Raw genomic sequence first — 25,199 nt, forward strand, 5'->3', positions numbered from 1 at the left:
GTAGCGGCTGCAGCTGCCATAACGGACCAACAGGGGGTGTGCGGATGGCCGGCACGGGAACCGTCGCCGTGATGGGGGCCGGTGCGTGGGGCACCGCGCTGGCCAAGGTGCTGGCCGACGCGGGCGGCCAGGTCACCCTGTGGACCCGGCGCGCCGACGTCGCCGAGCAGATCAACACCACCCGATACAACCCCGACTATCTGCCCGGCACGTTACTGCCGGCCGACGTCCGCGCCACCCCCGATGCAGAGGAGGCGCTGCGCGGCGTAACCACGGTACTGCTGGGCGTTCCGGCCCAGACGCTGCGCACCAACCTCGAGCGGTGGGCCGGCTTGTTGACCGAGGACGCGACCCTGGTCAGTTTGGCCAAGGGCATCGAACTGGGCACGTTGATGCGGATGAGCCAGGTGATCACCTCGGTGACCGGAGTGGACCCGGCGCACGTCGCAGTGATCTCCGGGCCCAACCTGGCCAGCGAGATCGCCGAGTGCCAGCCCGCAGCCACTGTCGTCGCATGCAGCGACTCCGGCCGGGCGGTTGCTCTGCAGCGTGCGCTCAACAGCGGCTACTTTCGCCCGTACACCAACAGCGATGTCATCGGCACCGAGATCGGTGGCGCCTGCAAGAACGTCATCGCGCTGGCGTGTGGGATGGCCGTCGGTGTCGGGTTGGGTGAAAACACCGCGGCGGCCATCATTACCCGGGGGCTGGCCGAAATCATGCGGCTGGGAATCGCGCTGGGCGCCAAAGGCGCGACGCTGGCCGGGCTTGCCGGCGTGGGGGACCTGGTGGCCACCTGTACCTCGCCGCATTCCCGCAACCGCTCGTTCGGCGAGCGGCTGGGGCGGGGTGAGACGCTGCAGTCGGCGATGCAGCACGGGGAAGGCCATGTCGTCGAGGGAGTCACGTCGTGTGAGGCGGTGCTCGCGCTGGCGTCCAGTTACGACGTCGAAATGCCGTTGACCGACGCCGTGCACCGGGTCTGCCACAAGGGGTTGTCGGTGAACGAGGCGATAGCTCTGTTGCTGGGTCGCAGCACCAAGCCCGAGTAGCGCGGCGCACGGTCCCGATGGCTGTAGGGTCGGCTGCTCGAGTCCCAGCTTGCGGCGGCAGCGGGGCCTGGTCGCGCTGCACCCGGTAGCCTCTGAAGGTTGTGAGTGCCAGCTGCCGGCGTGCCCGGGTTGCCGTCGTGTTCGGCGGCCGCAGCAACGAGCACGCCATCTCGTGCGTGTCGGCGGGCAGCATCCTGCGCAACCTGGACCCGCAACGGTTCGAGGTGATCGCGATCGGCATCACTCCGCAGGGCTCGTGGGTGCTCACCGACGGCAACCCCGATGCCCTGGCCATCACCAACCGGCAACTGCCTCGGGTGAGCTCCCAATCTGGCACCTTGCTGGCGTTGCCCGCCGACCCGCAATGGGGCGGCCGGCTGCTTTCGCTGCCTCCGGGCGCCGGCGAGGTGCTGGCCTCCGTCGACGTGGTGTTCCCGGTGCTGCACGGCCCCTACGGGGAGGACGGCACCATCCAGGGGCTGCTCGAACTTGCCGGCGTGCCGTACGTCGGGGCCGGTGTGCTGGCCAGTGCCGCGGGCATGGACAAGGAATTCACCAAGAAGCTGCTGACCGCTGACGGGCTTCCGATCGGGCCGCACATGGTGCTGCGCCCGTCGCGGCCGGCATTGAGCCTCGACGAATGCGAGCGGCTGGGATTGCCGGTGTACGTCAAACCCGCGCGCGGCGGCTCGTCGATCGGCGTCAGCCGGGTGTCGAGCTGGGCCGAGTTGCCCGCCGCGATCGCGCAGGCGCGCCGCCACGATCCGAAGGTGATCGTCGAGGCTGCCGTCAACGGCCGCGAGCTCGAATGCGGGGTGCTCGAATTCCCCGACGGCACGGTCCGGGCCAGCACGCTGGGGGAGATCCGGGTGGCCGGAGTGCGCGGACGCGAGGACGCCTTTTACGACTTTGCGACCAAGTATCTCGACGACGCGGCGGAGCTGGACGTGCCGGCCAAGGTCGACGACGACGTCGCCGATGCGGTGCGGGACCTGGCGATCCGGGCGTTTCACGCCATCGACTGCCAGGGCCTGGCCCGGGTGGACTTCTTCCTCACCGAGGAGGGTCCGGTGATCAACGAGATCAACACGATGCCGGGGTTCACCACGATCTCGATGTATCCCAGGATGTGGGCGGCCAGCGGCGTCGACTATCCCACACTGCTGGCGACCATGGTGGACACGGCGCTGGCCCGGGGCGTGGGCCTGCGCTGAAGGGCGCTAACCGGCTGGCGCCGGGTCGATGGGCACGGCCGCCATGGTGCGGTCGATGACCTCGGATAACTCCTGAATCGGGGTCGGCCCCGACCCGGTCGGCAATGTCAGGGCGAGATACACCGGACGGTCGACCGTGTACCAAGTCGACCTGCCGGCGTCGCGGCCGGTCTGGGGTTCGTCGGTGGCCCGGAACCACTGCACCTGGTCGACGATCTGGATCGGTGCGCCCACGACGAAGTCGGCCGGACGGTCGAGGCCGCAGCGCAGGATGACTGGCTCGCCGGTGGGTCCGGAGCTCCAGGCGCTCGCGCCTTGCGGGGCCGGTAGCGCGATGCTCACTCGTCGGAAATCGCCCAGGCGCTGCGGCAGCGCGGCCGTCAGAGCCCCGCAGGCCGGACTGCCGGCCTGCGGGGCCGGCACCGCCGCCACGGTGACCGGTTGCTGCGAGGTGTGGCGGGTCGCGGCGATAACTAGGATCACCGCGATCGCCGCCACGGCCAGTACCACGGCGGCAATGATCAGGATTCGGGGCGGACCGTCAGCGTCGGCTTCGGGGTTGGGAAGGGCGTCGCCCGTCACCTGGCCGGCCACCTCCGACTCGCCTTGACTGCCCGGCGGTCCCCCGGGCCGCTGGCCTCCCGCCCGGATGCTCGGGTTACCAGAGCTCATACACTAACGCGGTCCACCCGGGCGGGCAGGGGCCCGGGCGAGACGTTCCGCAGGAGGTGGCGTGCACGACGACTCATCTGGGGAAGCATCGGGGCAGGGGCCTACACTGCGACAGCTCGGGGAGTTCGCCCTGATCGACCGGCTGGTGGCCGGACGTCGCCAGCCTCCTGTCGTCGAACTCGGGCCGGGCGACGATGCCGCCGTCGTCGCCGCCGACGACGGCCGCGTCGTGATATCGACCGACATGCTGGTGCAGGATCGGCACTTTCGGCTGGACTGGTCGACACCGCGTGACGTCGGCCGCAAGGCGATCGCTCAAAACGCCGCCGACATCGCGGCGATGGGTGCGCGCTGTACCGCGTTCGTGGTGAGCTTCGGGGCGCCCACCGACACACCGGCGGCCCAGGTGAGCGCGCTGGTCGACGGGATGTGGGACGAGGCGGGCCGGATCGGCGCCGGCATCGTCGGCGGCGATCTGGTCAGTTGCCCGCAATGGGTGGTGTCGGTGACGGTTCTAGGTGACCTCGAGGGCCGCACCGCGGTGCGGCGTTCCGGCGCAACACCCGGTTCGATCGTGGCGGTGGCCGGTGAACTGGGCCGCTCGGCGGCCGGTTATGACTTGTGGCACAACGGAATTGACGGTTTCGACGAGTTGCGGCGCCGCCATCTGGTGCCCGAGCCGCCGTACCGGCAGGGGGTGGCGGCCGCCGCCGCGGGGGCACAGGCCATGATCGACATCTCCGACGGTCTGGTCGCCGACCTGCGCCATGTCGCACAGGCTTCCGCAGCCGGTATCGAGGTGTCGACCGCGGCGCTGGCTCACGACCACGCCGCGCTGACCGCGGCCGCCGCCGCCGTGGACGCCGATCCGTGGCGCTGGGTGCTCGGCGGTGGCGAAGACCACGCCCTGGTGGCGTGTTTCGCCGCTGCGGTGCCCCGCGGGTGGCGGGTCATCGGACGAGTGGTCGACGGCCCGGCGCGGGTTCTGATCGACGGCACCGAATGGGGCGGATACGCAGGCTGGCAGTCGTTCGATTGACCACGCAATTGAGTAGGGTGACGCGGTGACCGTCTACGCGATCGCGCAGCTGAATTTCACCGATCGGGCAGCATATAGCCGGTATCAGGCCAGGTTCATGGAAGTATTTCGCCGTCATCCGGGAACGTTGCTGGCCGCCGACGAGTCACCGCAGGTGATCGAGGGGCAGTGGGACCATCAGAAAGTGGTGCTGATGTCGTTTCCCGACGAGGCCGCATTCCATGGCTGGGCGCAATCGCCTGAATACCAAGAAATTTCGAAAGACCGTCTGGCGGGCGCCGATACGGTGGTGCTGCTGGCGCAAGGCCTGCAGTGACCGCGCGTCCGCTGAGCGACCTGGTCGAGCAGGGCTGGGCGGCCGCGTTGCATCCGGTGGCCGACCAGGTCGCCCAGATGGGGCAGTTTCTGCGCGCGGAGATCGCGGCCGGCCGCAGGTACCTGCCGGCAGGGCCGAATGTGTTGCGCGCCTTCACGTTTCCTTTCGACCAGGTGCGGGTGCTCATCGTCGGGCAGGACCCGTACCCGACACCCGGACATGCGGTGGGGCTGAGTTTTTCGGTCGCACCCGAGGTGCGTCCGCTGCCGCGCAGCCTGGACAACATCTTCCAGGAATACACGGCTGACCTGGGCTATCCGCGACCCTCGTGCGGTGATCTGACGCCCTGGGCGCAGCGCGGCGTGATGTTGTTGAACAGAGTGCTCACCGTGCGACCGAGCAACCCGGCGTCGCATCGGGGCAAGGGCTGGGAAGTGGTGACCGAGTGTGCGATTCGCGCGCTCGTCGCGCGGTCGCAGCCCCTGGTGGCCATTCTGTGGGGGCGTGACGCGTCGACGCTGAAACCGATGCTGGCCGCGGGGAAATGTGTCGCCATCGAATCACCGCATCCGTCGCCGCTGTCGGCGTCGCGAGGGTTCTTCGGCTCGCGGCCGTTCAGCCGTGCCAACGAGCTGCTTTCGGGGATGGGTGCCGAGCCGATCGATTGGCAGCTGCCCTGATCGCGCCGGACACCCGGGGGGTGTGCGCCGCCGAACCCGGCCGTCGTTTCGGCAGCCGACGGTGGGTGAATCGCTCACTCCGGCAAGAGATTGCCCATAGTGGTCGCGCCGACCGGATGCCAATTCCAACTAGATGGCAGCATCGGCACCTGCGGGCCGCCCCCTAGCTCGCCACTACTCATTGTGGTCAAACCGGCTGCACGCGCAGCGTCCTGCGATAGCCCGGTACCGGCAAATCCCAACGCGCCGGCACCCTGATCAGCCGTCGTCGCCTGCGGACCGCCACCGATCATGATTTCCGACACCAACGGTGTCTTCGGCAACACCGCTGACGGCTCGACGGCGCTCACCGCCACGCCTGCCACGGGCGCGGCGACCGTACCCGCCATCGCGTTGGCGCTCGCGCCGGCGGCAGCAGCCGAAACCGAAAGCGCCGTCCCCGCCGCCAGCGGACCCGCCACAGTGGGAGCAATCCCGAGGTTCAGGCCCATGATCCAGTGGATCACCAGATTGCCGACTTCATAGCCGAAAACGAAGGGCAGAAACACAATAGCGAAAGCCTCGATGCCAACAGTGAGCCACGCGAGCTCTAGATATTGAAGGGCTTCCAGCGCCAAATGCGTATTGCCGATCAGGAGTAGGTATCCGATGAACAACAAGACTATGGGTGTGTAGAAATCCATCATGAGCGTGAAGATCATAAAGGCCGGTATGCTGAGGACCTCGGTGGCAACGACTTTGATCAAGTCCCACAAGATCTGCCATATCGGAAACGGCTGGTAGCTGACCGCTTGCGCTACGTCGGCGGCGATGGCTGCGGCCGTACCGGTACCGGGTTTGACGATGACCGGTGCCGGCATCAGGCGTGGCGCCGAGGCCAACGCGGCGGCAGAGGCCGCGTTGTAGACGCTCATGGTGGTTGCGGCCTGAATCCACATCCGCGCATAGTCCGCCTCGTTGAGGGCGATCGGAATAGTATTGATGCCAAAGAAATTCGTCGCCAGCAACACCGTGTGGGCGGCATGATTAGCGGCCAGTTCCGGCAGTGTCGGCATCGCTGCGCGTGCGCTGACGTAGGCGGCGGCCGCCGCCTGATGTGCTGCCGAGGTTGCGGCGCCATCGGTGCTGGCCTGGACCAGCCACGCCACATAGGGCGCATAGGCCGCCACACAGATGTCGGCGCTGGGGCCTTGCCACGCCCCGGTTTGCATCACGCCCATTACCGCGGCGAGTTCATCAGCCACGGCCGCGTATTCGGTGCTCAGCGACGTCCATTGCGCGGCGGCCGAAAGTGCCGAAGCGGGTCCCGGACCAGCGCTGAGCAAGGCCGAATGCACCTCCGGCGGCGAAGCCAGCCACACCGGTGCGCTCATGCCCAACCTCGAACGGCCAACTGCGGCACGGCATCGGTCACTGCGTCGGCAGCCGAAGTCTCAGCCTTGCACGACATCACAGCCTAACCTCCACGACGTTGCGGCTACCTGCACTTTCACTCGCGACGGGTGCGTTGCGGGCTTATCACCTACGAGCCCAACATCGTTGGCCACCGCCAAGGTGCTGGTGGTCCGGTCGGGTGCCTTGTCGGCCGCCGCGCATTCCCGAGATGTGATCGCCGACACGTCAAAAAGATGTCGGTGACACGTGTTTGATGTCCAATACCGATCGGTTATTGATCAATGGACACAAGCTATTGACGGCGGTACGACGTGATGTCGCCGGTGCGCCGGGTACTGCCGCCGGTACTACAGAAGTGTCAGTTTCATTGCAGCGCAACCATTTGATGATGGATGACACGTGGTCCGACATGCCTGGCCGGGGGTTGAGCGCGTTGCGCCGCGCCGCGCGCCGAAACCGCGCCCGCGGGGTCCGCACCGATAACGCGAACCTTCGTACCAGCGCTCACGGGGCGCTCATGGGGTTGGTACAGATTATCGACGGGCGCAGTTGCCTAAACGGCCTCACCTGGCGCCGACGGTTATCCCGCGGTCAGGGCGCACCGCGATGCAGCCATATCTCGCCGCGGCCGAACAGCCGGGCGCTGATCTTGTTGGATGGCGATGGTCAGCCGCGGCTGACCTTGCCCGCCTTGATGCAGGAGGTGCAGACGTTGACGCGCTTTTTGTTGCCCCCAGGACGGCTGACGGCGCGCACGGTCTGGACGTTGGGGTCCCACCGGCGGCTGGTGCGGCGGTGGGAGTGGGACACCGACTTGCCGAAGCCGGGGCCTTTCCCGCAGATATCGCACACAGCGGCCATTGTTCAAACTCCTCAAGTCGGTTGCTGGGGTCCGACGACCCGGGCGGAACGGCCCGGGTGGACCAGGCCGTCCCAGGATAGCCGGGGTCGTCGGCGAGCGCCAAAACGCCATGCGCCGTGACCAGTACTGTCACTCCCGCTGGCTAGGCTCGATGCAGCTTTGTCGGGCCCGGCTTGGCGGCCCGCGCCGAACAGCCGCCGCAGACTGTCCACACTGTCGCCGGGCTACGCTGGCGCCCACCGGGAGCCGCGCAGAGGAGGTGGGTGAGGTGGGCACGTCTAGTGGTCTGCTGGACGCATCGGCCCTGCGAGATTGGGCGCACACCGTCGTCAGCGACCTGATCACCCACATCGACGAAATCAACCGGCTGAACGTGTTCCCGGTCGCCGATTCTGACACCGGTGCGAACATGCTATTCACCATGCGGGCGGCGCTGGCCGAGGTAGATGCGGTAGCCGCGGCCGGTAACGGCGGCGGCGCGGCGAGCGTGGCCCGGGTGGCTGCGGCCCTGTCGTCCGGCGCACACAATGGGGCACGCGGGAATTCCGGGGTGATCGTCTCGCAGATTCTGCGCGGCATCGCCGACGTCACCGCCGGTGCGGCAGCCGGCGGCGCATTGCCGGCCATCGATACCGTCCTGCTCGCTGCGGCGTTGTGGCGCGGTGTCGAGCTGGTCATCGCCTCGATGGGCGGTGCGGAAGTCCCGGGGACCATCGTCTCGGTGCTGCGGGCCGCCGCGGCCGCCGTCGAGCAGTGCGCCGACACTGGCGAAACCTTGGCCCAGGCCATCACCGCCGCCGGTGACGCCGCCGTGGTAGCACTGGAAAAAACGCCCGAGCAGCTCGCCGTGCTCGCTGATGCGGGTGTGGTGGATGCCGGCGGGCGCGGCCTGGTGGTCATGCTGGACGCGTTGCGGTCGACGCTGACCGGGCACACACCGGCTCGCTCGGTCTACGAGCCGGCGCCGCGGGGACCGCTCGCCGAGGCGCCTGTCGCCCGGCCCGCGCCGCAGTTCGAGGTGATGTACCTGTTGACGGGCTGTGCGGCCGCGGCGGCGGACACACTGCGCCAGCGGCTGGCGGAGCTGGGAGATTCGGTGGCCATCGCGGCTGCCCCGTCGCACAGTTATTCGGTGCACGTCCACACCGACGACGCGGGCGCCGCCGTGGAAGCCGGACTGGCGGTCGGGCAGCTGAGCAGGATCGTCATCTCGGCGCTGAGCTCCGGCGCCAACGGGCTGCCGGCGGGCAGCTGGACACGCGAACGCGCCGTATTGGCCGTCGTCGACGGCGACGGCGCCGCTGAGCTGTTCGCCGGAGAAGGGGCCTGCGTGCTGCGCCCCGGCCCGGATGCCTCCAGTCCGGGTTCGGCGCCGGCAGCCGATATCAGCGCCCATCAGTTGGTGCGGGCCGTGGTGGACACCGGTGCCGCCCAGGTGATGGTGCTGCCCAACGGCTACGTCGCCGTCGAGGAGCTGGTGGCGGGCTGTACCGCGGCCCTGGGATGGGGTGTTGACGTGGTTCCGGTCCCTACCGGGTCGATGGTCCAGGGGCTGGCGGCACTGGCCGTGCACGACCCGGCCAGCCAGGCCGTCGACGACGGCTACACCATGGCCCGGGCCGCCGGGGCTGCCCGGCGCGGGTCGGTGCGTACGGCCACCGAGCGGGCGTTGACGTGGGCGGGCACCTGTGAGCCGGGCGACGGGCTGGGTATCGCCGGCGACGAGGTGCTGATCGTTGCCCGCGACGTCGCTGCCGCGGCGATCGGGCTGCTCGATCTGTTGATGGCCTCGGGGGGCGATCTGGTGACGGTGCTGGTGGGCGCCGCCGTCGACGACGAGGATGCTGCGGTCCTGAGCGACCTGCTGGAAAGGCACATGCACGACCGTCATCCGGGCACCGAGTTGGTGACCTACCGAACCGGTCATCGCGGTGACGAGCTGCTGATCGGGGTCGAGTAGCCGTGGTGTCACTGAGCGACCGGCTGGTCTTCGTTCTGGGCGCATCGTCGGCAAAGCCGCTCGAGGAGGAGTTCGGCATCAGGACCGTCGATGACCTGTTGCGTCATTACCCGCGCAGCTATGTCGAAAGCGGCGCCCGGCGCGGCGCCGGTGACGAGCGCCCCGAAGCGGGTGAACACATCACGATCGTCGACGTCATCACCGAAACCGAGACGTTTCCCATGAGGAAGACACCGAAGCGCCAATGCCTGCGCATCACCCTCGGCGCCGGCCGCAACAAGGTAACCGCCACGTTCTTCAACGCGGACTACATCAAGAAGGACCTGACCAAGAACACGAAGGTGATGCTGTCCGGGGAAGTCGGGTTCTTCAAGGGCGTCATGCAGCTCACACACCCGGCGTTCCTGGTCTTGGAGTCGCCGGATGGGAAGAACCGCGGCACCAGGTCACTGAAAAGCATCGCCGACGCCTCCAAGGCGATCAGCGGTGAGGTGGCTATGGAGGAGTTCGAGCGTCGCTTCTTCCCGATCTATCCGGCCAGCACGAAGGTGCAGAGCTGGGACATTTTCAAATGTGTCCGCCAGGTGCTGGAAGTCCTGGATCCAGTCGATGATCCGCTGCCCCCCGAGGTGCGCACCGAGCACGGGCTGGTCTGCGAAGACGAGGCGTTGCGGGCCATTCACCTTGCCGAGGACGAGGCCGACCGGCGGCGCGCCCGGGAACGGCTGACCTTCGACGAAGCCGTCGGCCTGCAGTGGGCGCTGGTCGCGCGCCGGCACGGTGAGCTGTCGGCGTCCGGGCCCCCGGCACCGCCCCGGTGTGACGGGTTGGCGGCTGAATTGCTCGGCCGGCTGCCTTTCGACCTGACCGCAGGTCAGCGTGAGGTGCTCGCGATGCTGTTCGACGAGATCTCGGCGACGCGCCCGATGAACCGCTTGCTGCAGGGTGAGGTCGGTTCGGGCAAGACGATCGTCGCGGTGCTGGCGATGCTGCAGATGGTCGACGCCGGCTATCAGTGTGCACTGCTGGCCCCCACCGAAGTGCTTGCCGCACAACATCTTACGTCGATCTGCGATATCCTGGGACCGCTGGCGATGGGCGGCCAGCTGGGCGGGGCCGATAATGCTACCCAGGTGGCGTTGCTGACCGGCTCGATGACCGCGGGGCAGAAGAAGGACGTTCGGGCTGCGGTTGCCGGTGGCGAGGTCGGCATCGTCGTCGGCACCCACGCCCTGTTGCAGGATGCGGTGGAGTTCTACAACCTGGGCATGGTGGTGGTAGACGAGCAACACCGGTTCGGTGTCGAGCAGCGAGATCAATTGCGCGGCAAGGCGCGCGCCGGAATCACGCCGCATCTGCTGGTGATGACTGCCACGCCGATACCGCGCACCGTCGCACTCACGGTCTATGGCGACCTGGAAACCGCCACGCTGCGCGAACTTCCGCGCGGGCGCCAGCCGATCACCACCAACGTCATTTTCGTCAAGGACAAACCCGCCTGGCTCGATCGTGCCTGGCAACGCATCATCGAGGAGGTCGCGGCCGGCCGCCAGGCGTATGTGGTGGCGCCCCGCATCGACGAGAGCGACGAGTCCAACAAAGAGCCCGTCGGCACCAAGCCCGCAGAGACAGCCGAGGGTCTGTACGCGCGGTTGGGTTCTCGGGAGCTGGCCAAGCTGCGGTTGGGGCTCATGCATGGGCGGTTGTCCGCCGACGAGAAGGACGCCGCGATGGCGGCCTTTCGGGCCGGCCGCATCGATGTGCTGGTGTGCACCACCGTCATCGAAGTGGGGGTGGACGTCCCCAACGCCACTGTGATGCTGGTGATGGACGCCGACCGGTTCGGCATCAGCCAGCTACACCAGCTGCGCGGCCGGATCGGTCGTGGCGCACATCCGAGTCTGTGTCTGCTGGCCAGCTGGGCGCCGCCGGCATCACCGGCCGGTGAGCGGTTGCGCGCGGTCGCCAAAACCATGGACGGATTCGCCCTGGCCGACCTCGACCTCAAGGAGCGCAAGGAAGGAGACGTGCTGGGCCGCAATCAGTCCGGTAAGGCGATCACTCTGCGGCTGCTGTCGCTGGCCGAGCACCGCGAGTACATCGAGGCTGCCCGGGACTTCTGTGTCCGCGCATATCAGGATGCCGGCAAGCACCCGGGATTGGCGCTGCTGGCGGCGCGCTTTACCGACACCGACCGCATCGAATACCTGGACAAGTCGTGAACCGCAAGACGCTTGCGATGCTGGCGGCGGTTGCGGTGCTGGCCCTGGTGGTCGCCTATCAGACGCTGGGCTCATCGGCGGCCAGGCACGCTGAGCAGTTCGCCGCGCGGGCCGATGTCCCGACGGTGCAACCCGGTGCCGATGTGCTCGCGGGTGTGGCTGTGCTGCCGCAGCGCACCCACCGTTACGACTATCGCAGGGCGGCCTTCGGCGACGCCTGGGACGACAACAACGACGCGCCCGGTGGGCACAACGGCTGTGACACCCGCGACGACATCCTCAACCGCGACCTCGTCGACAAGACGTATGTGCCGACCAAGCGGTGCCCGAATGCCGTGGCAACCGGCACCTTGCACGACCCCTACACCAACACCACCATCGCCTTCCAGCGCGGCGCCAAGGTCGGCGAATCGGTGCAGATCGATCACCTCGTTCCGCTGTCCTACGCCTGGGACATGGGCGCCTACGGCTGGCCGGCTCCGGAGCGGCTGCGGTTCGCCAACGATCCGGCCAACTTGCTGGCCGTGCAGGGACAAGCAAATCAGGACAAAGGGGATTCACCGCCGGCGCAGTGGATGCCGCCCAACGCCGCCTTCGCCTGCCAGTACGCCATACAGTTCATCGCCGTGCTGCGCGGCTACTCGTTGCCGGTAGATGAGGCGTCGGCCGGTGTACTGCGCAACGCCGCGGCCACCTGCCCGAGCGGCTGACCCCGGCCTGGGCGGCCCGCCGACTGTGCATTGGGCGACGCGACACGCCGCGGGAGCGTCGCGGCGATTCACAATAGGCGCAGCAACGAATTACGCGCCGTCGTAGGTCAGCGGGTCCTCGCGAACGCGGGTGCCGTCATTGAGCCCGTTGAGCGCATCCATATGCTCGGCGGCCAACTCGAAATCGAATACGTCCAGGTTGCCGGCGATGTGCTCGGGCTCAGACGAGCGGAAGACGACCGCATTACCCAGTTGCAGGTTCCAGCGCAGCAGTACCTGTGCGGGCGTCTTGCCGTATTCACCGGCAATCGACGTCACGGTCGGGTTGTCCATCAGCCGGCCGAGAACCAGTGGAGTGTAGGACTGGGTGACGACATTGTGCTGCGCGTTCGCTTTGCGCAGCTCGGCCTGGTTGAGCAGGGGGTGCAGCTCGATCTGGTTGACCGCGGGTGTGACGAACGTGAGGTCGATGACGTTGGACAGGTGTTCGTCGGTGAAGTTGGACACCCCGATCGAGCGGGCATGGCCTTCGCCGCGGGACTGGATCAAGCCGCCGAACGCGTCCACGTACTTACCCACCGCCGGCGCGGGCCAGTGAATCAGGTACAGGTCGACGTAGTCCAAGCCGAGTCGCTCCAGGCTGGCGGTGCAGGCCTCCTGCGCCTTGGAGAACCCGTGGTCGGCGGTGGCCAGCTTGGTGGTGACGAACAACTCCGCGCGCGGAATACCGCAAGCCGCGATCGCACGGCCCACGGCGGCCTCGTTGCCGTATACCGCAGCAGTGTCGATGAGCCGGCAGCCAAGCTCTAACGCCGTTGACACCGCGCGTTCGGTTTCATCCTCGGACAACTCTGCGACGCCGAGGCCGAGAACCGGCATCGTGTTCTCGTCGTTAAGGGTTATTGAGGGAATCATGGCGCCCGACTCGCCGGTCAACGCATCTCACCTGCCTGTGACATTGAAGGTTCTCGGATCAGGCCCAGCTGGGTTCCGTCAACTAGCGACGAGATCGACAGCATTGCGGCCCTTGTGCTGAGCCGCTGAGCTCGAAGTCGACCACGTCGAAGTTGCTCACATTCCGTTTGAGGTTCACCGACTTGGGGATCACGATATTACCGAGTTGAATATGCCACCTAATCAACGCCTGTCTCGGTATCCGCCCGGGTCGCGCACTCCGGTGTCAAAGACATTCAGCCGCCGCCGGAGTGCTGGTCGGAGTTCGCCAATGTGGTCACCACGTACAGTTGGTCGCGGGCACGCCGGAATCGGCGACCGCTCGCCCGGTCTCCCGTTGGTAGCGGTAGGCCGCGGCGGTGTCGATATGCCGGTACCCGGCGCGCGACGCGGCACTAACGCCTGCTCGGTGTCGGCCGATCCGGAAGACTCCGAGTCTGACACGGGTGTCGAACGGTATCGAATGCCCATCGTTCAGCGTGAGCACGTGTGGCTGGGGCTTGATAACGGGCTTGACATAGGAGAAACCCATGACCAAGAGTCTGCCGGGCACGCCGGACCTTCAGCCCGAAGCCGCGTGCGTACCGATGCGGTGGACGCGTCGTATCCAAAGCACCGTCACCGGCGCCGGCGTCAAAGTCATTCCGTGGATTCCGGCCCCGGCCAAGCGGCTTCTCACTCGGGGCCGTTCGGTCGTCATCGACGGAAACACTCTTGATCCCACCCTGCAGCTGATGCTGTCGGGTTTGCGCGCGGTCGGCATCGACGGACTCGTGATCGACGACGACCCGGCCGCCTCCCGCGCCAACATGCGCGAGTCGCTCCTGGGATTCGGCGGTCCACAGATTCACGTCGAGGTCGACGAAATCACGTTGCCCGGTCCGGCCGGGGAGATCAGAGCGCGGCACTACCGCCCGCCCGGCGGCGGCGCCGCGCCGCTGCTGGTCTTTTATCACGGCGGCGGCTGGGTCATCGGCGACTTGGACACCCACGACGCGGCGTGCCGGTTGACGTGCCGCGATGCCGGCATACCGGTGCTGTCGATCGATTATCGGCTGGCCCCCGAGCATCACGCCCCGGCCGGCATCGAGGATGCGTTTGCGGCCTTCCGCTGGGCATACGAGCACGCCGGCGAACTGGGCGCCGTCCCGGGGCGGGTGGCGGTCGGCGGCGACAGTGCCGGCGGCAATCTGGCGGCCGTCGTGTGTCAGCTGGCCCGAGACAGCGGAGGCCCCACGCCCGTGTTGCAGTGGCTGATCTACCCACGCACCGACTTCACCGCGCAGACCCGCTCGTTGGGCCTGTTCGCCCGTGGTTTCTTGCTGACCAGACGAGACATCGACTGGTTTCAGGCGCAGTACCTTCGCGGCTCCGGGCTCGACCCCACTGACCCGCGGGTGTCGCCGTTGCGAGCCGAGTCGCTCTCAGGTCTGCCGCCCACGCTGATGGTCGTTGCCGGCTTCGACCCGCTACGCGACGAAGGCGAGCAATACGCCTCGGCGTTGCGGGCCGCGGGGACCCCGGTGGACTTTCGCTGCGAGGGTTCGCTGACGCACGGCTTCCTCAATCTGTTTCCGCTCGGCGGCGCCAGCGCCGCGGCGACCAGCGAGCTGATTTCGGCGTTGCGGGCGCACCTGAGCCGGGTCTGACCCGTGTCCGGGCCGCCGCCGGTACTCTAGAGGCGCCAGCAGCGCAGGCTATTCACCAAGTGAGGATCGCAAACCCGTGGCCGACAACAACAAACGCCCTCCGCGGATCGACCTGAAGTCGCCCGACGGCAAATTCGGCCGACTGGTGCAGATCGGTGGCACCGCGCTCGTCGTGCTCTTTGCCATTGCCCTGGTGTTCTACATCGTCACCTCGCATCACAAAACAGGCGGCGCCAACAGGTCTGGCGATGCGGTCCGGGTGACGTCAAGCAAGCTGGTCACCCAGCCCGGAACCAACAACCCCAAGGCCGTGATCTCGTTCTACGAGGATTTCCTGTGCCCGGCCTGCGGCAACTTCGAACGCGGATTCGGCCCAACGGTATCCAGGCTCATCGACATCGGCGCCATCGCGGCCGATTACACGATGGTCACCATTCTTTCCAGCCCGCGCAACGATAACTATTCGGCGCGAGCCGCCGCTGCGGCCTATTGCGTGGCCGACGAGTCCACCGACGCGTTCCGCCGCTTTCACACCGCGTTGTTCAGCGCGGGCATCCAGCCCTCCGAAGTCGGCAAGACCTTCCCCGACAACGCGAAGCTGATCGAACTGGCCCGTCAGGCCGGCGTGGTGGGCAAGGTGCCGGAATGCATCAACAGCGGAAAGTATCTTTCCTGGGTCGGCGGCCTGGCGGCGGCGGCGAACGTCCACGCGACGCCTACGGTCAAGATCAACGGCACCGAGTACGAATGGTCGACGCCGGAGGCGCTGGTGGCCAAGATCAAAGAAATCGTCGGCGACATTCCGGGCATGGACACGGCGGCAACCACCCCGGCGGCTTGACCGTTATGGTCTCAGCCGAACCCGCCGAACGATCCGGCGATCCGACACTGGACACACCGGCCCAAGTGCGGGTGCCCACGCTCAGTGCGTGGTGGGTGTTGATCGCCGGTGCGGTCGGCCTGCTCGCCTCGATGACGCTGACGGTGGAAAAGATCAGGGTTCTGCTCGACCGGGATTACGTGCCGTCGTGCAACATCAATCCGATCATGTCGTGCGGCTCGGTGATGGGCACCCCCCAGGCATCGTTACTGGGGCTGCCCAATCCGGTGGCCGGCATCGTGGGATTCACCGTGGTCGTGGTTACCGGTGTGCTGGCGGTAACGAAAGTGCCTCTGCCGCATTGGTATTGGATCGGGCTGACGGTGGGTGTCCTGGTCGGCACCGGGTTCGTGCACTGGCTGATCTTTCAAAGCCTGTACCGCATCGGGGCGTTGTGCCCGTACTGCATGCTGGTCTGGGTGGTCACCATCACACTGCTGGTGGTGGTCGCGTCGACCGCGTTTCGCCCGGTGCTCGAAAGCCGAGACAGCGCCGTCCTGCGGGTGGTCTTCCAATGGCGATGGTCGATCGCCACGCTGTGGTTCACCGCGGTGTTCCTGCAGATCATGATCCGCTTCTGGAACTATTGGTCGACGCTCATCTGAGAGGGGCCCCGTGATCTCCAAAGTGCTGGTGGCCAATCGCGGGGAGATCGCGATCCGGGCCTTTCGCGCCGCTTACGAACTCGGTATCGGCACGGTGGCCGTCTACGCCTACGAGGACCGCAATTCGCTGCATCGGTCCAAGGCCGACGAGTCCTACCAGATCGGCGAAATCGGGCACCCGGTACGTGCGTATCTTTCGGTGGACCAGATCGTGGAAACCGCCCGCCGCGCCGGCGCTGACGCGATCTACCCCGGTTACGGGTTCCTGTCAGAGAACCCCGAGTTAGCCAGGGCATGTGCGGCGGCGGGCATCACCTTTGTCGGCCCCGGCGCTGAAGTGCTTGAGCTGACTGGAAATAAGTCGCGGGCCATCGCTGCCGCCCGGGACGCGGGGCTGCCGGTGCTGACGTCGTCGGCGCCGTCCGCCTCGGTCGACGAGCTGGTGTCGGCCGCCGCGGGTATGCGGTTTCCGTTGTTCGTCAAGGCGGTTGCCGGCGGTGGTGGCCGCGGTATGCGCCGGGTGGGCGATATCGCCGCACTGCCGGAAGCCATCGAAGCCGCCAGCCGTGAAGCCGAGTCGGCATTCGGAGACCCAACGGTCTACCTGGAACAGGCGGTGCTGAGCCCCCGCCACATCGAGGTGCAGATCCTGGCGGACATTCGCGGCAACGTGATTCACCTGTACGAGCGCGACTGCAGTGTGCAGCGCCGCCATCAGAAGGTCATCGAACTCGCGCCGGCGCCCAACCTGCCCGCCGGGTTGCGCGACCGGATGTCCGCCGACGCGGTGGCCTTCGCCCGCCACATCGGCTACAGCTGCGCCGGCACCGTCGAGTTTCTTCTTGACCACGGTGGCGACTACGTGTTCATCGAGATGAATCCACGGATTCAGGTGGAACACACCGTCACCGAGGAAATCACCGATGTGGACCTGGTGTCTAGCCAGCTGCGTCTTGCGGCGGGGGAGACCCTCGACGACCTGGGCCTGGCGCAGGATTCCATCAGACCGCACGGCGCCGCTCTGCAGTGTCGGATCACCACCGAGGACCCGGCCAACGGGTTCCGGCCCGACACCGGCCGCATCAGCGCGCTGCGCGCCCCCGGCGGTGCGGGCATCCGGCTGGACGGCAGCACCAACCTCGGCGCCGAGATCAGCGCCCACTTCGATTCCATGCTGGTCAAGCTGACCTGCCGGGGCCGGGACTTCTCGACCGCGGTGAATCGCGCTCGCCGGGCGATGGCGGAGTTCCGGATCCGCGGCGTGTCTACGAATATCCCCTTCCTGCAAGCGGTTCTGGACGACCCCGATTTCCAGGACGGCCGCATCAGCACGTCGTTCATCGACGAACGGCCGCAGCTGCTGACCGCGCGATCCTCGGCCGACCGGGGCACTAAGATCCTGAACTACCTGGCCGATGTCACGGTCAACAAACCGCACGGCACCAGGCCGTCGAAGGTCTACCCCCAGGACAAACTGCCCGATGTCGACCTGGACGCCCCGCCGCCGGCGGGGTCCAAGCAACTGCTGGCCGAGTTGGGACCCGACGGTTTCGCGCGCTGGCTGCGCGAGTCGGCGGCAGTGCGGTTGACCGACACGACATTCCGTGACGCGCATCAGTCACTGCTGGCCACGCGGGTGCGCACCAGCGGGCTGATGATGGTGGCACCCTATCTGGCCCGGACCATGCCGCAGCTGTTGTCGGTGGAGTGCTGGGGCGGTGCGACGTACGATGTGGCACTTCGTTTTCTCAAGGAAGATCCCTGGGAACGGCTGTCCGCACTGCGCCAGGCAATGCCCAACATTTGTCTGCAGATGCTGCTGAGGGGCCGCAATACCGTCGGCTACACCCCCTATCCGGAGGTGGTGACGACGGCGTTCATCGACGAGGCCACGGCCACCGGCATCGACATTTTCCGTATCTTCGACGCGCTCAACAACCTGGAGTCGATGCGCCCGGCGATCGACGCGGTTCGCGAAACCGGTTCTGCGATAGCTGAAGTCGCGATGTGCTACACCGGCGACCTGTGTGACCCCGGTGAGCGACTGTATACGCTCGACTACTATCTGAGGCTGGCCGAGTCCATCGTGGCGGCTGGTGCCCACGTACTGGCCATCAAGGACATGGCGGGGCTGTTGCGGGCTCCGGCCGCGGTAAAGTTGGTCTCCGCCTTACGAAGTCGCTTCGAACTTCCGGTGCACGTACATACCCACGACACTCCGGGTGGCCAGCTGGCCAGCTATGTCGCCGCCTGGCACGCTGGGGCCGACGCCGTCGACGGGGCCGCTGCGCCGCTGGCGGGAACCACCAGCCAGCCCGCGCTGAGCTCGATCGTCGCCGCAGCCGCACACACCGAATACGACACCGGTTTGTCGCTTGCGGCGGTGTGCGCGCTGGAGCCATTTTGGGAAGCGTTGCGAAAAGTGTACGCGCCCTTCGAATCCGGCCTTCCCGGGCCGACTGGCCGGGTCTACCGCCACGAAATTCCGGGCGGCCAGTTGTCGAACCTGCGCCAGCAGGCGATCGCCCTGGGTCTGGGGGATCGGTTCGAGGAAGTCGAAGAGGCATACGCCGGCGCTGACCGGGTCCTGGGCCGGCTGATCAAGGTCACTCCGTCGTCGAAGGTCGTCGGTGATCTGGCGCTCGCCTTGGTCGGCGCCGGCGTTAGTGCCGACGAATTCGCCTCCGAACCGGCACGATTCGACATCCCAGACTCAGTTCTGGGATTTCTGCGTGGCGACCTGGGCGATCCGCCCGGCGGGTGGCCCGAGCCGCTGCGCAGCACGGCGTTGGCCGGCCGCGCGCCGGCCAAACCCACCGGACAACTGACGGCCGACGACGAGGCGGCTCTAGCGGTGCCGGGACCCAAACGGCAGGCCGCGTTGAACCGCTTGTTATTCCCGGGTCCGACAAAGGAATTCGAGGAGCATCGGGAAACCTACGGCGACACCTCGCAATTGTCGGCCAATCAGTTCTTCTACGGGCTGCGGCAGGGTGAAGAACATCGGGTGAAGCTGGAACGCGGGGTGGAGCTGCTGATCGGTCTGGAGGCCATCTCCGAGCCCGACGAACGCGGCATGCGAACGGTGATGTGCATCATCAACGGCCAGTTGCGCCCGGTACTGGTGCGTGACCGCAGCATTGCCAGCTCAGTACCGGCCGCCGAGAAGGCCGACCGCGGAAACCCGGGCCACATCGCCGCGCCGTTCGCCGGGGTCGTCACCATCGCCGTGACCGTCGGCGACCACGTCACGGCAGGCCAGACCATCGCCACCATCGAGGCGATGAAGATGGAGGCCCCCATCACCGCCCCCAACGACGGCACAGTGCAGCGGGTGGCGGTCTCGGATACCGCCCAGGTCGAGGGCGGAGACCTGCTGGCGGTGGTGAGCTGACCCGGATCATCGGCGGTGTCGCCGGGGGACGCCGACTCGCGGTACCGTCGCGGGGGACCAGGCCGACCACCGATCGGGTCCGCGAAGCGCTGTTCAACATCGTGAGCGCGCGCCGGGAGCTGACCGGGCTGGCCGTGCTGGATCTCTATGCCGGGTCGGGGGCGCTCGGGCTGGAGGCCCTGTCGCGCGGGGCCGCTTCGGCGCTGTTCGTGGAGGCCGACCAACGCACCGCGGCGGTCATCGCCCGCAATATCAAGGCCCTGGGTCTGGCCGGTGCGACGGTGCGCCGGGGCCCGGTGGCCGCCGTCGTGACGGCAGGGACGTCGGCTCCGGTGGACCTGGTGCTGGCCGATCCGCCCTATGACGTCGACGCCGCGGACGTCGATGCGGTCCTGGCCGCGTTGAGCATCCACGGCTGGGTCCGCGCCGAAACCATCGCCGTGGTGGAACGACCGGTGGCTAGTGCGCCATTGACCTGGCCGGCGGGCTGGGCCAGGTGGCCCGAGCGGGTGTACGGCGACACCCGGCTGGAGTTGGCTCAGCGGGGCTGAACGGGCCTGCTAGCGTCTGGTCTCATGGGCGCCGCTGCACAGCATCACTTCGTTCTGCCTTGTCGCCGGCGCGGGTCATGAGCGGCGCCGTATGCCCAGGGTCGTTCGACCCGGTCACGCTGGGCCACATCGACGTTTTCGAGCGTGCCGCGGCCCAGTTCGACGACGTCGTGGTGGCGATCCTGACCAATCCGACCAAGAAGGGCATGTTCGACCTGGACGAGCGCATCGCGATGATCAACGAATCGACCACCCACCTGCCCAACCTGCGGGTGGAGGCAGGCCAAGGCCTGGTGGTCGACTTCGTCAGGTCCCGGGGGATGAACGCCATTGTGAAGGGTTTGCGCACCGGCACCGACTTCGAATACGAACTGCAGATGGCGCAGATGAACAAGCACATCGCCGGCGTGGACACCTTTTTCGTCGCGACCGCGCCTCGGTATTCGTTCGTGTCGTCGTCGCTGGCCAAAGAGGTGGCGATGCTCGGCGGCGACGTGTCGGAGCTGCTGCCCGAGCCGGTGAACCGGCGACTACGCGAAAAGCTCTCCGGCTGAAGATAATCGGACCTGGCCCGGGGGAGGACCAGGTCCGATTGGGGTGCGGGGGCGCAGCCCGGGTTAGCTGGGGTCGAAGCATTCGTAGAAGGTCTGCGTTGCGTAGTCGTAACAGGTGTAGGTGCCGTACGCCTGGTGGCTGGGTGCCGTGTCGGCGGCGCCGGCGCTGGCTCCCAGCGCGGCCAGGCCGATGGCCGAGGCCAGCAGGGACATGCCGGCAAGGGCGCGAAGACGGGTGGTCAACATTGATACCTCTCCTTACTTGATGGTCTGTGCTTGATGGTCTTTGCTTGGTTGTGTTTTCGGGTGGGCGGCCGTGGCCGTTGCGACAAGGCTGACGGTGGGTTCTTGGCGAAACCTTGCGGGATCCTTGGCACGTAGTGTGTCCCCGGCGGCGCCGGGGCCGCCCGCAGATCCGACCAGCGGGCTCGCTCACGGCTACCGGACGGACCGGCAAGCGTCAGAAGACGATGGTCTGGTTGTGGTGGACGATGACACGGTCCTGGCAGTGCCAGAGGACGGCCCGGGAGAGCACCGCGCGTTCGACGTCGGCGCCGACCCGCACCAGGTCTTCGACGGTGTCATTGTGGTCGACACGGACCACGTCTTGTTCGATGATCGGGCCTTCGTCGAGGACCTCGGTCACGTAGTGAGCTGTCGCGCCGATCAGCTTCACGCCGCGCTCCCGGGCGCGTTTGTACGGGGCCGCGCCGGTGAAGGCCGGAAGAAACGAATGGTGAATGTTGATCAGCGGACAGCTGATTGCGGTCAGGAATGCCGGGCTCAGGATCTGCATGTAGCGGGCAAGGACCACCAAATCAACATTGCCGCTGAGCAACTGAAGCTCCCGCTGCTCGGCTTCGGCGCGGGTGTCCCGGGTCGCCGGGATATGGACGAATGGCACACCGAACGGGCGGACATGATCGGCTAGTTCGGGGTGGTTGGCGATCACCATGACCACCGACATCTCCAGCTCGCCGCGACGGTTGCGCCACAACAGGTCTAACAAGCAGTGATCACTCTTGGAGGCCATGATGGCGACCCGTTTGGGCTTGGCGGCCTCGCTGAACCGGTAATCGATGCCGAACCTGCCGGCCACGGCGGCGCCGAAGTCGCGTTGCAGCTCGTCGATGGCCGCGGTCAAGCCGGGTAGGTGAAAGATCGCACGCTGCAGGAAGGTTCCACCCTCCGGCGCGGTGGAGTGCTGGTCTAGGGAAATGATGTTGGCACCGGCTTGGGCTAAAAACCCGCTCACCGCGGCGATAATTCCGGGGCGGTCGTGGCAACGCAGCAGCAGCCGGCCGATATCGGCCGGCTGCGGTGGACCGCCAGGTGGCGGCGGATAGCTATCAGACATTGCCGCAGGCCAGGATACGCCGACCGCGGCGCTAGTGGCACTGATGGCTGTGGTCGTGCTGGTGATCTTGCGAGTCGGGGGAGCCGCCCATCATGCGCAGCATCGGTATCCCGCCGGTAGCGGCGAACCGGACCACCAGGATCGCCGCGACGACGAGGAAGACGACGTTGAGCCAGGTCGTGTAGTTCCACGAAATTCCGGCGTGCATGACCACGGCGCTGCGCTGACTGGGAATGAGACTAGCTGCGCCGAAAAGTAATTCGACGAGGTACCCGGCGACGACCATCGAGGCGTAGAAGGTGCCCAGCAGCGTCAGCATCATTTTCGTCCCGTAGTACTTCCGATAGATGTTCAAGATCGGCAGGATCAACAGGTCGGCGAAGATGAACGCGATGACGCCGCCGAAGCTGATGCCGCCGTTCCACAGCACCGCGGCCAGCGGCACATTGCCGATCGAGCAGACGAAGGAGACGATCGCTACGAAGGGACCCACGATCGGCCCCCACAGCGCCGACCACACCGGATGGTCGGTCAAAAAGAAGTGTTGCCAAAAGGTTTCGGGAACCCAGGCCGCGATGGCACCCGCGATCAACAGGCCCACGATCAGGTCCCGCAGAATCGCTGCCCACTCCATGACGAACACATGCGACACCGAGGTGAAGGCCCGCGCGGAAAACAGCCGCCGCCAAAACGAGCCCTGGCCGCTGACCGACATGTCCATGGCGGCGTGACCTTCCATGGAGCCGGCGATTCCGCGGTCGGCTTGCTCGCGGGCGGCGTCGACCAGCCGGGAGCGCACGAACAGCCGGAACAACAGGGCCAGCACGATGATCATCAGCGGGCCTCCGACGAACTCCGCGGCGGTGAATTGCCAGCCCATCAAGAGCGCCAGGATGATGCCCAGCTCCACGACGAGATTGGTGGAACTGATCTCGAACGCCATGGCGGCGGTGAAGTTGGCGCCCTTGCGGATCAGGGAACGAGCCAGCGCCACGGCCGCATATGAGCACGATGACGATGCGGCTCCGAGGCCGGCGGCCACCGCGAGGGTGCGGGGCTTGTCGTCGCCCATCAGGGCCACAATCGTCTCGCGGCGCACCACGGCCTGCACCATCGCCGACAGTGCGAATCCAAGGATCAGCGCCCACAAGATCTCCCACGTCATAGATCCCGTCAGCGCCAATGCATGACCCACTGCTGCCAGCACGTTGTCCACCACCCGGTCCTCCGCTTCGGTTGCATGTTCGGGCGATCATATGGGCGAGCCCGCCCACCCCGGCAACATATACCCATAGGGGGTATATGTCAAGCCGCGGATCCCGTGGCATAACATACTGCCCGCAATACTCATATCTGCGTGTAAAGCGTTGCTGCACAATGGGATAACCCCTGTCGGCACCGCACGCGCGGTGGTTGTGCCGGCATCGAGCTGCGGCCCCGACGAGCTCAGATCGGCGGTGTGCCGCACTGGCCCGATCGACCGGCACCACGCCCGGGCTCACCGTTATTGTTCGGATTTCCCCGAGTACGGGCGCGTCCTGCGTGTACGCTACGGCCTCGGGGTGCGGCGTAACGGGTAATGGTCGCCAGCAATGAGAAGGAACGCGGGCATGAGCATCGCATCGAGCGCACCCGAGCCTGCCGCTCGCAGGCTGCGGATCCTGTTCATCGGGGAGGCAGTGACCCTGGCCCACGTCGTGCGGCCGTTCGTGTTGGCCAGCTCGCTGGACCCGAGCCGTTACGAGGTCCACTTCGCCTGCGATCCGCGATTCAACAAGCTGCTGGGACCGATGCCTTTTCAGTACCACCCGATCCATACCATTCCCAGCGAGCGGTTCCTCAGCAACTTGGCTCAGGGCCGTTTCTACACCACGCGGGCGTTGCGCAGGTACGTCGAAGAGGACGCCAAGGTGCTGGCCGAGATCGCGCCGGATCTGGTGGTCGGCGACCTTCGGGTCTCGCTTTCGGCCAGCGCGCGGCTGGCCGGCATTCCCTACGTCGCCATCGCGAATGCCTACTGGAGTCCGTATGCGCGGCGTCGCTTTCCGCTGCCGGACACGTTGTGGACGCGCCTGCTGGGCGTCCGGCTGGTGACATTGCTGTTCCGGGTGTACCGCCCGTTGATCTTCGCCCTTTATTGCCTGCCGCTGAATTGGGTTCGCCGCAGGAACGGCTTGCCGATTCTGGGCTGGAACCTGTGCCGCATTTTCACCGACGGCGACTACACCCTGTATGCCGACGTGCCTGAGTTGGTGCCGACCGATGATCTGCCGGCCAACCATCGGTATCTGGGTCCGGTGCTGTGGTCGCCGGCGGTGCAGCCGCCGCCCTGGTGGGATTCGTTGCCGGCGGACCGGCCGATCGTTTATGCGACCCTGGGCAGTTCGGGTGGCACGAACCTGTTGCAGGTGGTGCTGGATGCGCTGGCCGATATGCCGGTGACGGTGATCGCGGCCACCGCTGACCGCAGTGATTTGACCAATGTGCCGGCCAACGCCTTTGTGGCCGACTACCTGCCGGGTGAGGCGGCTGCGGCGCGTTCAGCGGTGGTGGTCTGCAACGGCGGCAGTTTGACGACGCAGCAGGCGTTGCTGGCGGGGGTGCCGGTGGTGGGGATTGCCAGCAATCTTGACCAGCACCTGAACATGGAGGCCCTCGAGCGTGCCGGTGCGGGAATGCTGTTGCGAACCGAACGCATCAACGGCGCGCGGGTGGCCGATGCGGTCCGCCACGCGCTGGCTGATCCCGGCTATCGGCAGGCGGCCCGGCGGCTGGCCGAAGCCTTGGCACGCGACTTCGACGGGTTCTCACAGCACGTCGAAGCCGCGCTGCACCTCACGCCCGAGAACGCGGCCTCGCCGGCCGGTCGGCAGAGAAATCTGCGGGCCGGTTAGCACTAGCGATCGCCGCGCGCCCCTTGACGACCTCGGTCAGCCCCCAGGACAGCCCGTCCAACCCCGGCGTGAATTCCGCGCCGGACGCGCACCTTGCCGGCCCGCACGCGTGGCGTGCCCCGGCCCGACGATCGGTTCGCCGTCCCCGGCCGGCGCAGGCTCGCGCGTTGCCCGGAGTTTCCCGGCCACGCGCCCGGCGTGTACTCTACGGCCGCGGTCCGGCGGCAGCGATCAACGTT

General features: G+C 66.9%; 23 protein-coding genes and 1 pseudogene. 15 read left to right on the forward strand and 9 right to left on the reverse strand.

Annotated features, from left to right (window positions below; genetic code table 11):
* Window positions 1-44 precede the first annotated feature (44 nt).
* Both EET13_RS08680 and EET13_RS08685 read left to right on the forward strand, forming a co-directional pair.
* Window positions 45-1,052: an NAD(P)H-dependent glycerol-3-phosphate dehydrogenase gene (locus EET13_RS08680; RefSeq protein ID WP_122441896.1), complete on the forward strand. Its 1,008-nt coding sequence runs from the start codon at window positions 45-47 to the stop codon at window positions 1,050-1,052.
* A 101-nt stretch (window positions 1,053-1,153) separates the two neighbouring features.
* Window positions 1,154-2,266 carry a D-alanine--D-alanine ligase family protein gene (locus EET13_RS08685; protein ID WP_122441897.1) on the forward strand — a complete coding sequence of 371 codons (1,113 nt, stop codon included), beginning with the start codon at window positions 1,154-1,156 and terminating at the stop codon, window positions 2,264-2,266.
* 6 nt (window positions 2,267-2,272) lie between these two features.
* On the opposite strand, the gene EET13_RS08690 is transcribed toward EET13_RS08685, so the two are convergent.
* Window positions 2,273-2,848, reverse strand: coding sequence for a DUF3515 domain-containing protein (locus EET13_RS08690; RefSeq protein ID WP_425294230.1), 576 nt, complete (start codon window positions 2,846-2,848; stop codon window positions 2,273-2,275).
* A 151-nt stretch (window positions 2,849-2,999) separates the two neighbouring features.
* On the opposite strand from EET13_RS08690, the gene EET13_RS08695 reads away from it, so the two are divergent.
* The 3 genes from EET13_RS08695 to EET13_RS08705 are packed head-to-tail and all read left to right on the forward strand — an operon-like array spanning window position 3,000 to window position 4,973.
* Window positions 3,000-3,977, forward strand: a complete 978-nt coding sequence (locus EET13_RS08695; RefSeq protein ID WP_122441899.1) for a thiamine-phosphate kinase — start codon at window positions 3,000-3,002, stop codon at window positions 3,975-3,977.
* Window positions 3,978-4,002: 25 nt separating this feature from the next.
* Window positions 4,003-4,293: a DUF1330 domain-containing protein gene (locus EET13_RS08700; protein ID WP_122441900.1), complete on the forward strand. Its 291-nt coding sequence runs from the start codon at window positions 4,003-4,005 to the stop codon at window positions 4,291-4,293.
* On the forward strand, window positions 4,290-4,973 hold the full coding sequence (locus EET13_RS08705; RefSeq protein WP_122441901.1) for a uracil-DNA glycosylase: 684 nt from the start codon (window positions 4,290-4,292) through the stop codon (window positions 4,971-4,973). Before EET13_RS08700 ends, EET13_RS08705 begins: the two co-directional genes overlap by 4 nt.
* 74 nt (window positions 4,974-5,047) lie before the next feature.
* Here the strand turns inward: EET13_RS08705 and EET13_RS08710 are convergent, their stop codons facing one another.
* Both EET13_RS08710 and rpmB read right to left on the reverse strand, forming a co-directional pair.
* Window positions 5,048-6,346: a PPE family protein gene (locus tag EET13_RS08710; RefSeq protein ID WP_122441902.1), complete on the reverse strand. Its 1,299-nt coding sequence runs from the start codon at window positions 6,344-6,346 to the stop codon at window positions 5,048-5,050.
* Window positions 6,347-7,034: 688 nt separating this feature from the next.
* Window positions 7,035-7,229: a 50S ribosomal protein L28 gene (rpmB, locus tag EET13_RS08715; RefSeq protein ID WP_122441903.1), complete on the reverse strand. Its 195-nt coding sequence runs from the start codon at window positions 7,227-7,229 to the stop codon at window positions 7,035-7,037.
* A 290-nt stretch (window positions 7,230-7,519) separates the two neighbouring features.
* Between rpmB and EET13_RS08720 the strand changes: the two genes are divergently transcribed.
* Genes EET13_RS08720 through EET13_RS08730 form a run of 3 tightly spaced genes read left to right on the forward strand, consistent with a single transcriptional unit; the run spans window position 7,520 to window position 12,122 of the window.
* Complete coding sequence (locus EET13_RS08720; protein ID WP_425294231.1) at window positions 7,520-9,190, forward strand: DAK2 domain-containing protein; 1,671 nt, start codon at window positions 7,520-7,522, stop codon at window positions 9,188-9,190.
* Window positions 9,191-9,192: 2 nt separating this feature from the next.
* Window positions 9,193-11,412 carry an ATP-dependent DNA helicase RecG gene (recG, locus tag EET13_RS08725; protein WP_122441904.1) on the forward strand — a complete coding sequence of 740 codons (2,220 nt, stop codon included), beginning with the start codon at window positions 9,193-9,195 and terminating at the stop codon, window positions 11,410-11,412.
* Window positions 11,409-12,122: an HNH endonuclease family protein gene (locus EET13_RS08730; RefSeq protein WP_122441905.1), complete on the forward strand. Its 714-nt coding sequence runs from the start codon at window positions 11,409-11,411 to the stop codon at window positions 12,120-12,122. Before recG ends, EET13_RS08730 begins: the two co-directional genes overlap by 4 nt.
* 90 nt (window positions 12,123-12,212) lie before the next feature.
* Here the strand turns inward: EET13_RS08730 and EET13_RS08735 are convergent, their stop codons facing one another.
* The 3 genes and pseudogenes from EET13_RS08735 to EET13_RS32730 all read right to left on the reverse strand — a co-directional run bounded on the left by EET13_RS08735 (window position 12,213) and on the right by EET13_RS32730 (window position 13,608).
* Window positions 12,213-13,058 carry an aldo/keto reductase gene (locus EET13_RS08735; protein WP_122441906.1) on the reverse strand — a complete coding sequence of 282 codons (846 nt, stop codon included), beginning with the start codon at window positions 13,056-13,058 and terminating at the stop codon, window positions 12,213-12,215.
* Between the two features lie 6 nt (window positions 13,059-13,064).
* Window positions 13,065-13,284: pseudogene (locus EET13_RS32725) on the reverse strand (aldo/keto reductase); the annotation flags it as partial.
* A gap of 69 nt (window positions 13,285-13,353) precedes the next feature.
* Window positions 13,354-13,608, reverse strand: a complete 255-nt coding sequence (locus EET13_RS32730; RefSeq protein ID WP_244603827.1) for an aldo-keto reductase family protein — start codon at window positions 13,606-13,608, stop codon at window positions 13,354-13,356.
* Here EET13_RS32730 and EET13_RS08745 point away from each other — a divergent pair.
* From EET13_RS08745 to coaD, 6 genes are all read left to right on the forward strand, one after another.
* Window positions 13,607-14,725, forward strand: coding sequence for an alpha/beta hydrolase (locus tag EET13_RS08745; protein ID WP_122441907.1), 1,119 nt, complete (start codon window positions 13,607-13,609; stop codon window positions 14,723-14,725). The two genes, EET13_RS32730 and EET13_RS08745, sit on opposite strands and share 2 nt — an antisense overlap.
* Before the next feature lie 76 nt (window positions 14,726-14,801).
* Window positions 14,802-15,566 (forward strand): DsbA family protein, encoded by a 765-nt coding sequence (locus EET13_RS08750; RefSeq protein ID WP_122441908.1) that lies wholly within the window; start codon window positions 14,802-14,804, stop codon window positions 15,564-15,566.
* A 5-nt stretch (window positions 15,567-15,571) separates the two neighbouring features.
* The gene (locus EET13_RS08755; RefSeq protein WP_122441909.1) at window positions 15,572-16,210 is read left to right on the forward strand and encodes a vitamin K epoxide reductase family protein; all 639 of its coding nucleotides are present in this window, start codon (window positions 15,572-15,574) and stop codon (window positions 16,208-16,210) included.
* Between the two features lie 10 nt (window positions 16,211-16,220).
* Window positions 16,221-19,604, forward strand: a complete 3,384-nt coding sequence (locus EET13_RS08760) for a pyruvate carboxylase (protein ID WP_122441910.1) — start codon at window positions 16,221-16,223, stop codon at window positions 19,602-19,604.
* A complete protein-coding gene (gene rsmD, locus EET13_RS08765; protein ID WP_122441911.1) occupies window positions 19,601-20,155 on the forward strand; it encodes a 16S rRNA (guanine(966)-N(2))-methyltransferase RsmD in 555 nt (184 codons plus the stop codon). The genes EET13_RS08760 and rsmD overlap by 4 nt, the downstream gene beginning before the upstream one ends.
* A 77-nt stretch (window positions 20,156-20,232) precedes the next feature.
* A complete protein-coding gene (coaD, locus tag EET13_RS08770; RefSeq protein ID WP_122441912.1) occupies window positions 20,233-20,709 on the forward strand; it encodes a pantetheine-phosphate adenylyltransferase in 477 nt (158 codons plus the stop codon).
* Window positions 20,710-20,772: 63 nt separating this feature from the next.
* Here the strand turns inward: coaD and EET13_RS08775 are convergent, their stop codons facing one another.
* From EET13_RS08775 to EET13_RS08785, 3 genes are all read right to left on the reverse strand, one after another.
* Complete coding sequence (locus EET13_RS08775; protein WP_122441913.1) at window positions 20,773-20,955, reverse strand: hypothetical protein; 183 nt, start codon at window positions 20,953-20,955, stop codon at window positions 20,773-20,775.
* Window positions 20,956-21,169: 214 nt separating this feature from the next.
* Window positions 21,170-22,066 (reverse strand): formyltetrahydrofolate deformylase, encoded by an 897-nt coding sequence (gene purU / locus EET13_RS08780; RefSeq protein ID WP_122441914.1) that lies wholly within the window; start codon window positions 22,064-22,066, stop codon window positions 21,170-21,172.
* 31 nt (window positions 22,067-22,097) lie between these two features.
* Window positions 22,098-23,282: a permease gene (locus EET13_RS08785; RefSeq protein WP_168991251.1), complete on the reverse strand. Its 1,185-nt coding sequence runs from the start codon at window positions 23,280-23,282 to the stop codon at window positions 22,098-22,100.
* A 376-nt stretch (window positions 23,283-23,658) separates the two neighbouring features.
* Between EET13_RS08785 and EET13_RS08790 the strand changes: the two genes are divergently transcribed.
* On the forward strand, window positions 23,659-24,960 hold the full coding sequence (locus EET13_RS08790; RefSeq protein WP_122441916.1) for a glycosyltransferase: 1,302 nt from the start codon (window positions 23,659-23,661) through the stop codon (window positions 24,958-24,960).
* Window positions 24,961-25,199 lie beyond the last annotated feature (239 nt).

The sequence above is a fragment of the Mycobacterium attenuatum genome (assembly GCF_900566085.1).
Classification (GTDB): domain Bacteria; phylum Actinomycetota; class Actinomycetes; order Mycobacteriales; family Mycobacteriaceae; genus Mycobacterium; species Mycobacterium attenuatum.

What these genes read in the sequence shown, in the direction of transcription:
- EET13_RS08680 (WP_122441896.1), top strand. Translation starts at nt 45, where the DNA reads ATGGCCGGCACGGGAACCGTCGCCGTGATGGGGGCCGGTGCGTGGGGC.
- EET13_RS08710 (WP_122441902.1), bottom strand. Translation starts at nt 6,346, where the DNA reads ATGAGCGCACCGGTGTGGCTGGCTTCGCCGCCGGAGGTGCATTCGGCC.
- rpmB (WP_122441903.1), bottom strand. Translation starts at nt 7,229, where the DNA reads ATGGCCGCTGTGTGCGATATCTGCGGGAAAGGCCCCGGCTTCGGCAAG.
- EET13_RS08745 (WP_122441907.1), top strand. Translation starts at nt 13,607, where the DNA reads ATGACCAAGAGTCTGCCGGGCACGCCGGACCTTCAGCCCGAAGCCGCG.
- EET13_RS32730 (WP_244603827.1), bottom strand. Translation starts at nt 13,608, where the DNA reads ATGGGTTTCTCCTATGTCAAGCCCGTTATCAAGCCCCAGCCACACGTG.
- EET13_RS08755 (WP_122441909.1), top strand. Translation starts at nt 15,572, where the DNA reads ATGGTCTCAGCCGAACCCGCCGAACGATCCGGCGATCCGACACTGGAC.
- coaD (WP_122441912.1), top strand. Translation starts at nt 20,233, where the DNA reads ATGAGCGGCGCCGTATGCCCAGGGTCGTTCGACCCGGTCACGCTGGGC.
- EET13_RS08775 (WP_122441913.1), bottom strand. Translation starts at nt 20,955, where the DNA reads ATGTTGACCACCCGTCTTCGCGCCCTTGCCGGCATGTCCCTGCTGGCC.
- purU (WP_122441914.1), bottom strand. Translation starts at nt 22,066, where the DNA reads ATGTCTGATAGCTATCCGCCGCCACCTGGCGGTCCACCGCAGCCGGCC.
- EET13_RS08790 (WP_122441916.1), top strand. Translation starts at nt 23,659, where the DNA reads ATGAGAAGGAACGCGGGCATGAGCATCGCATCGAGCGCACCCGAGCCT.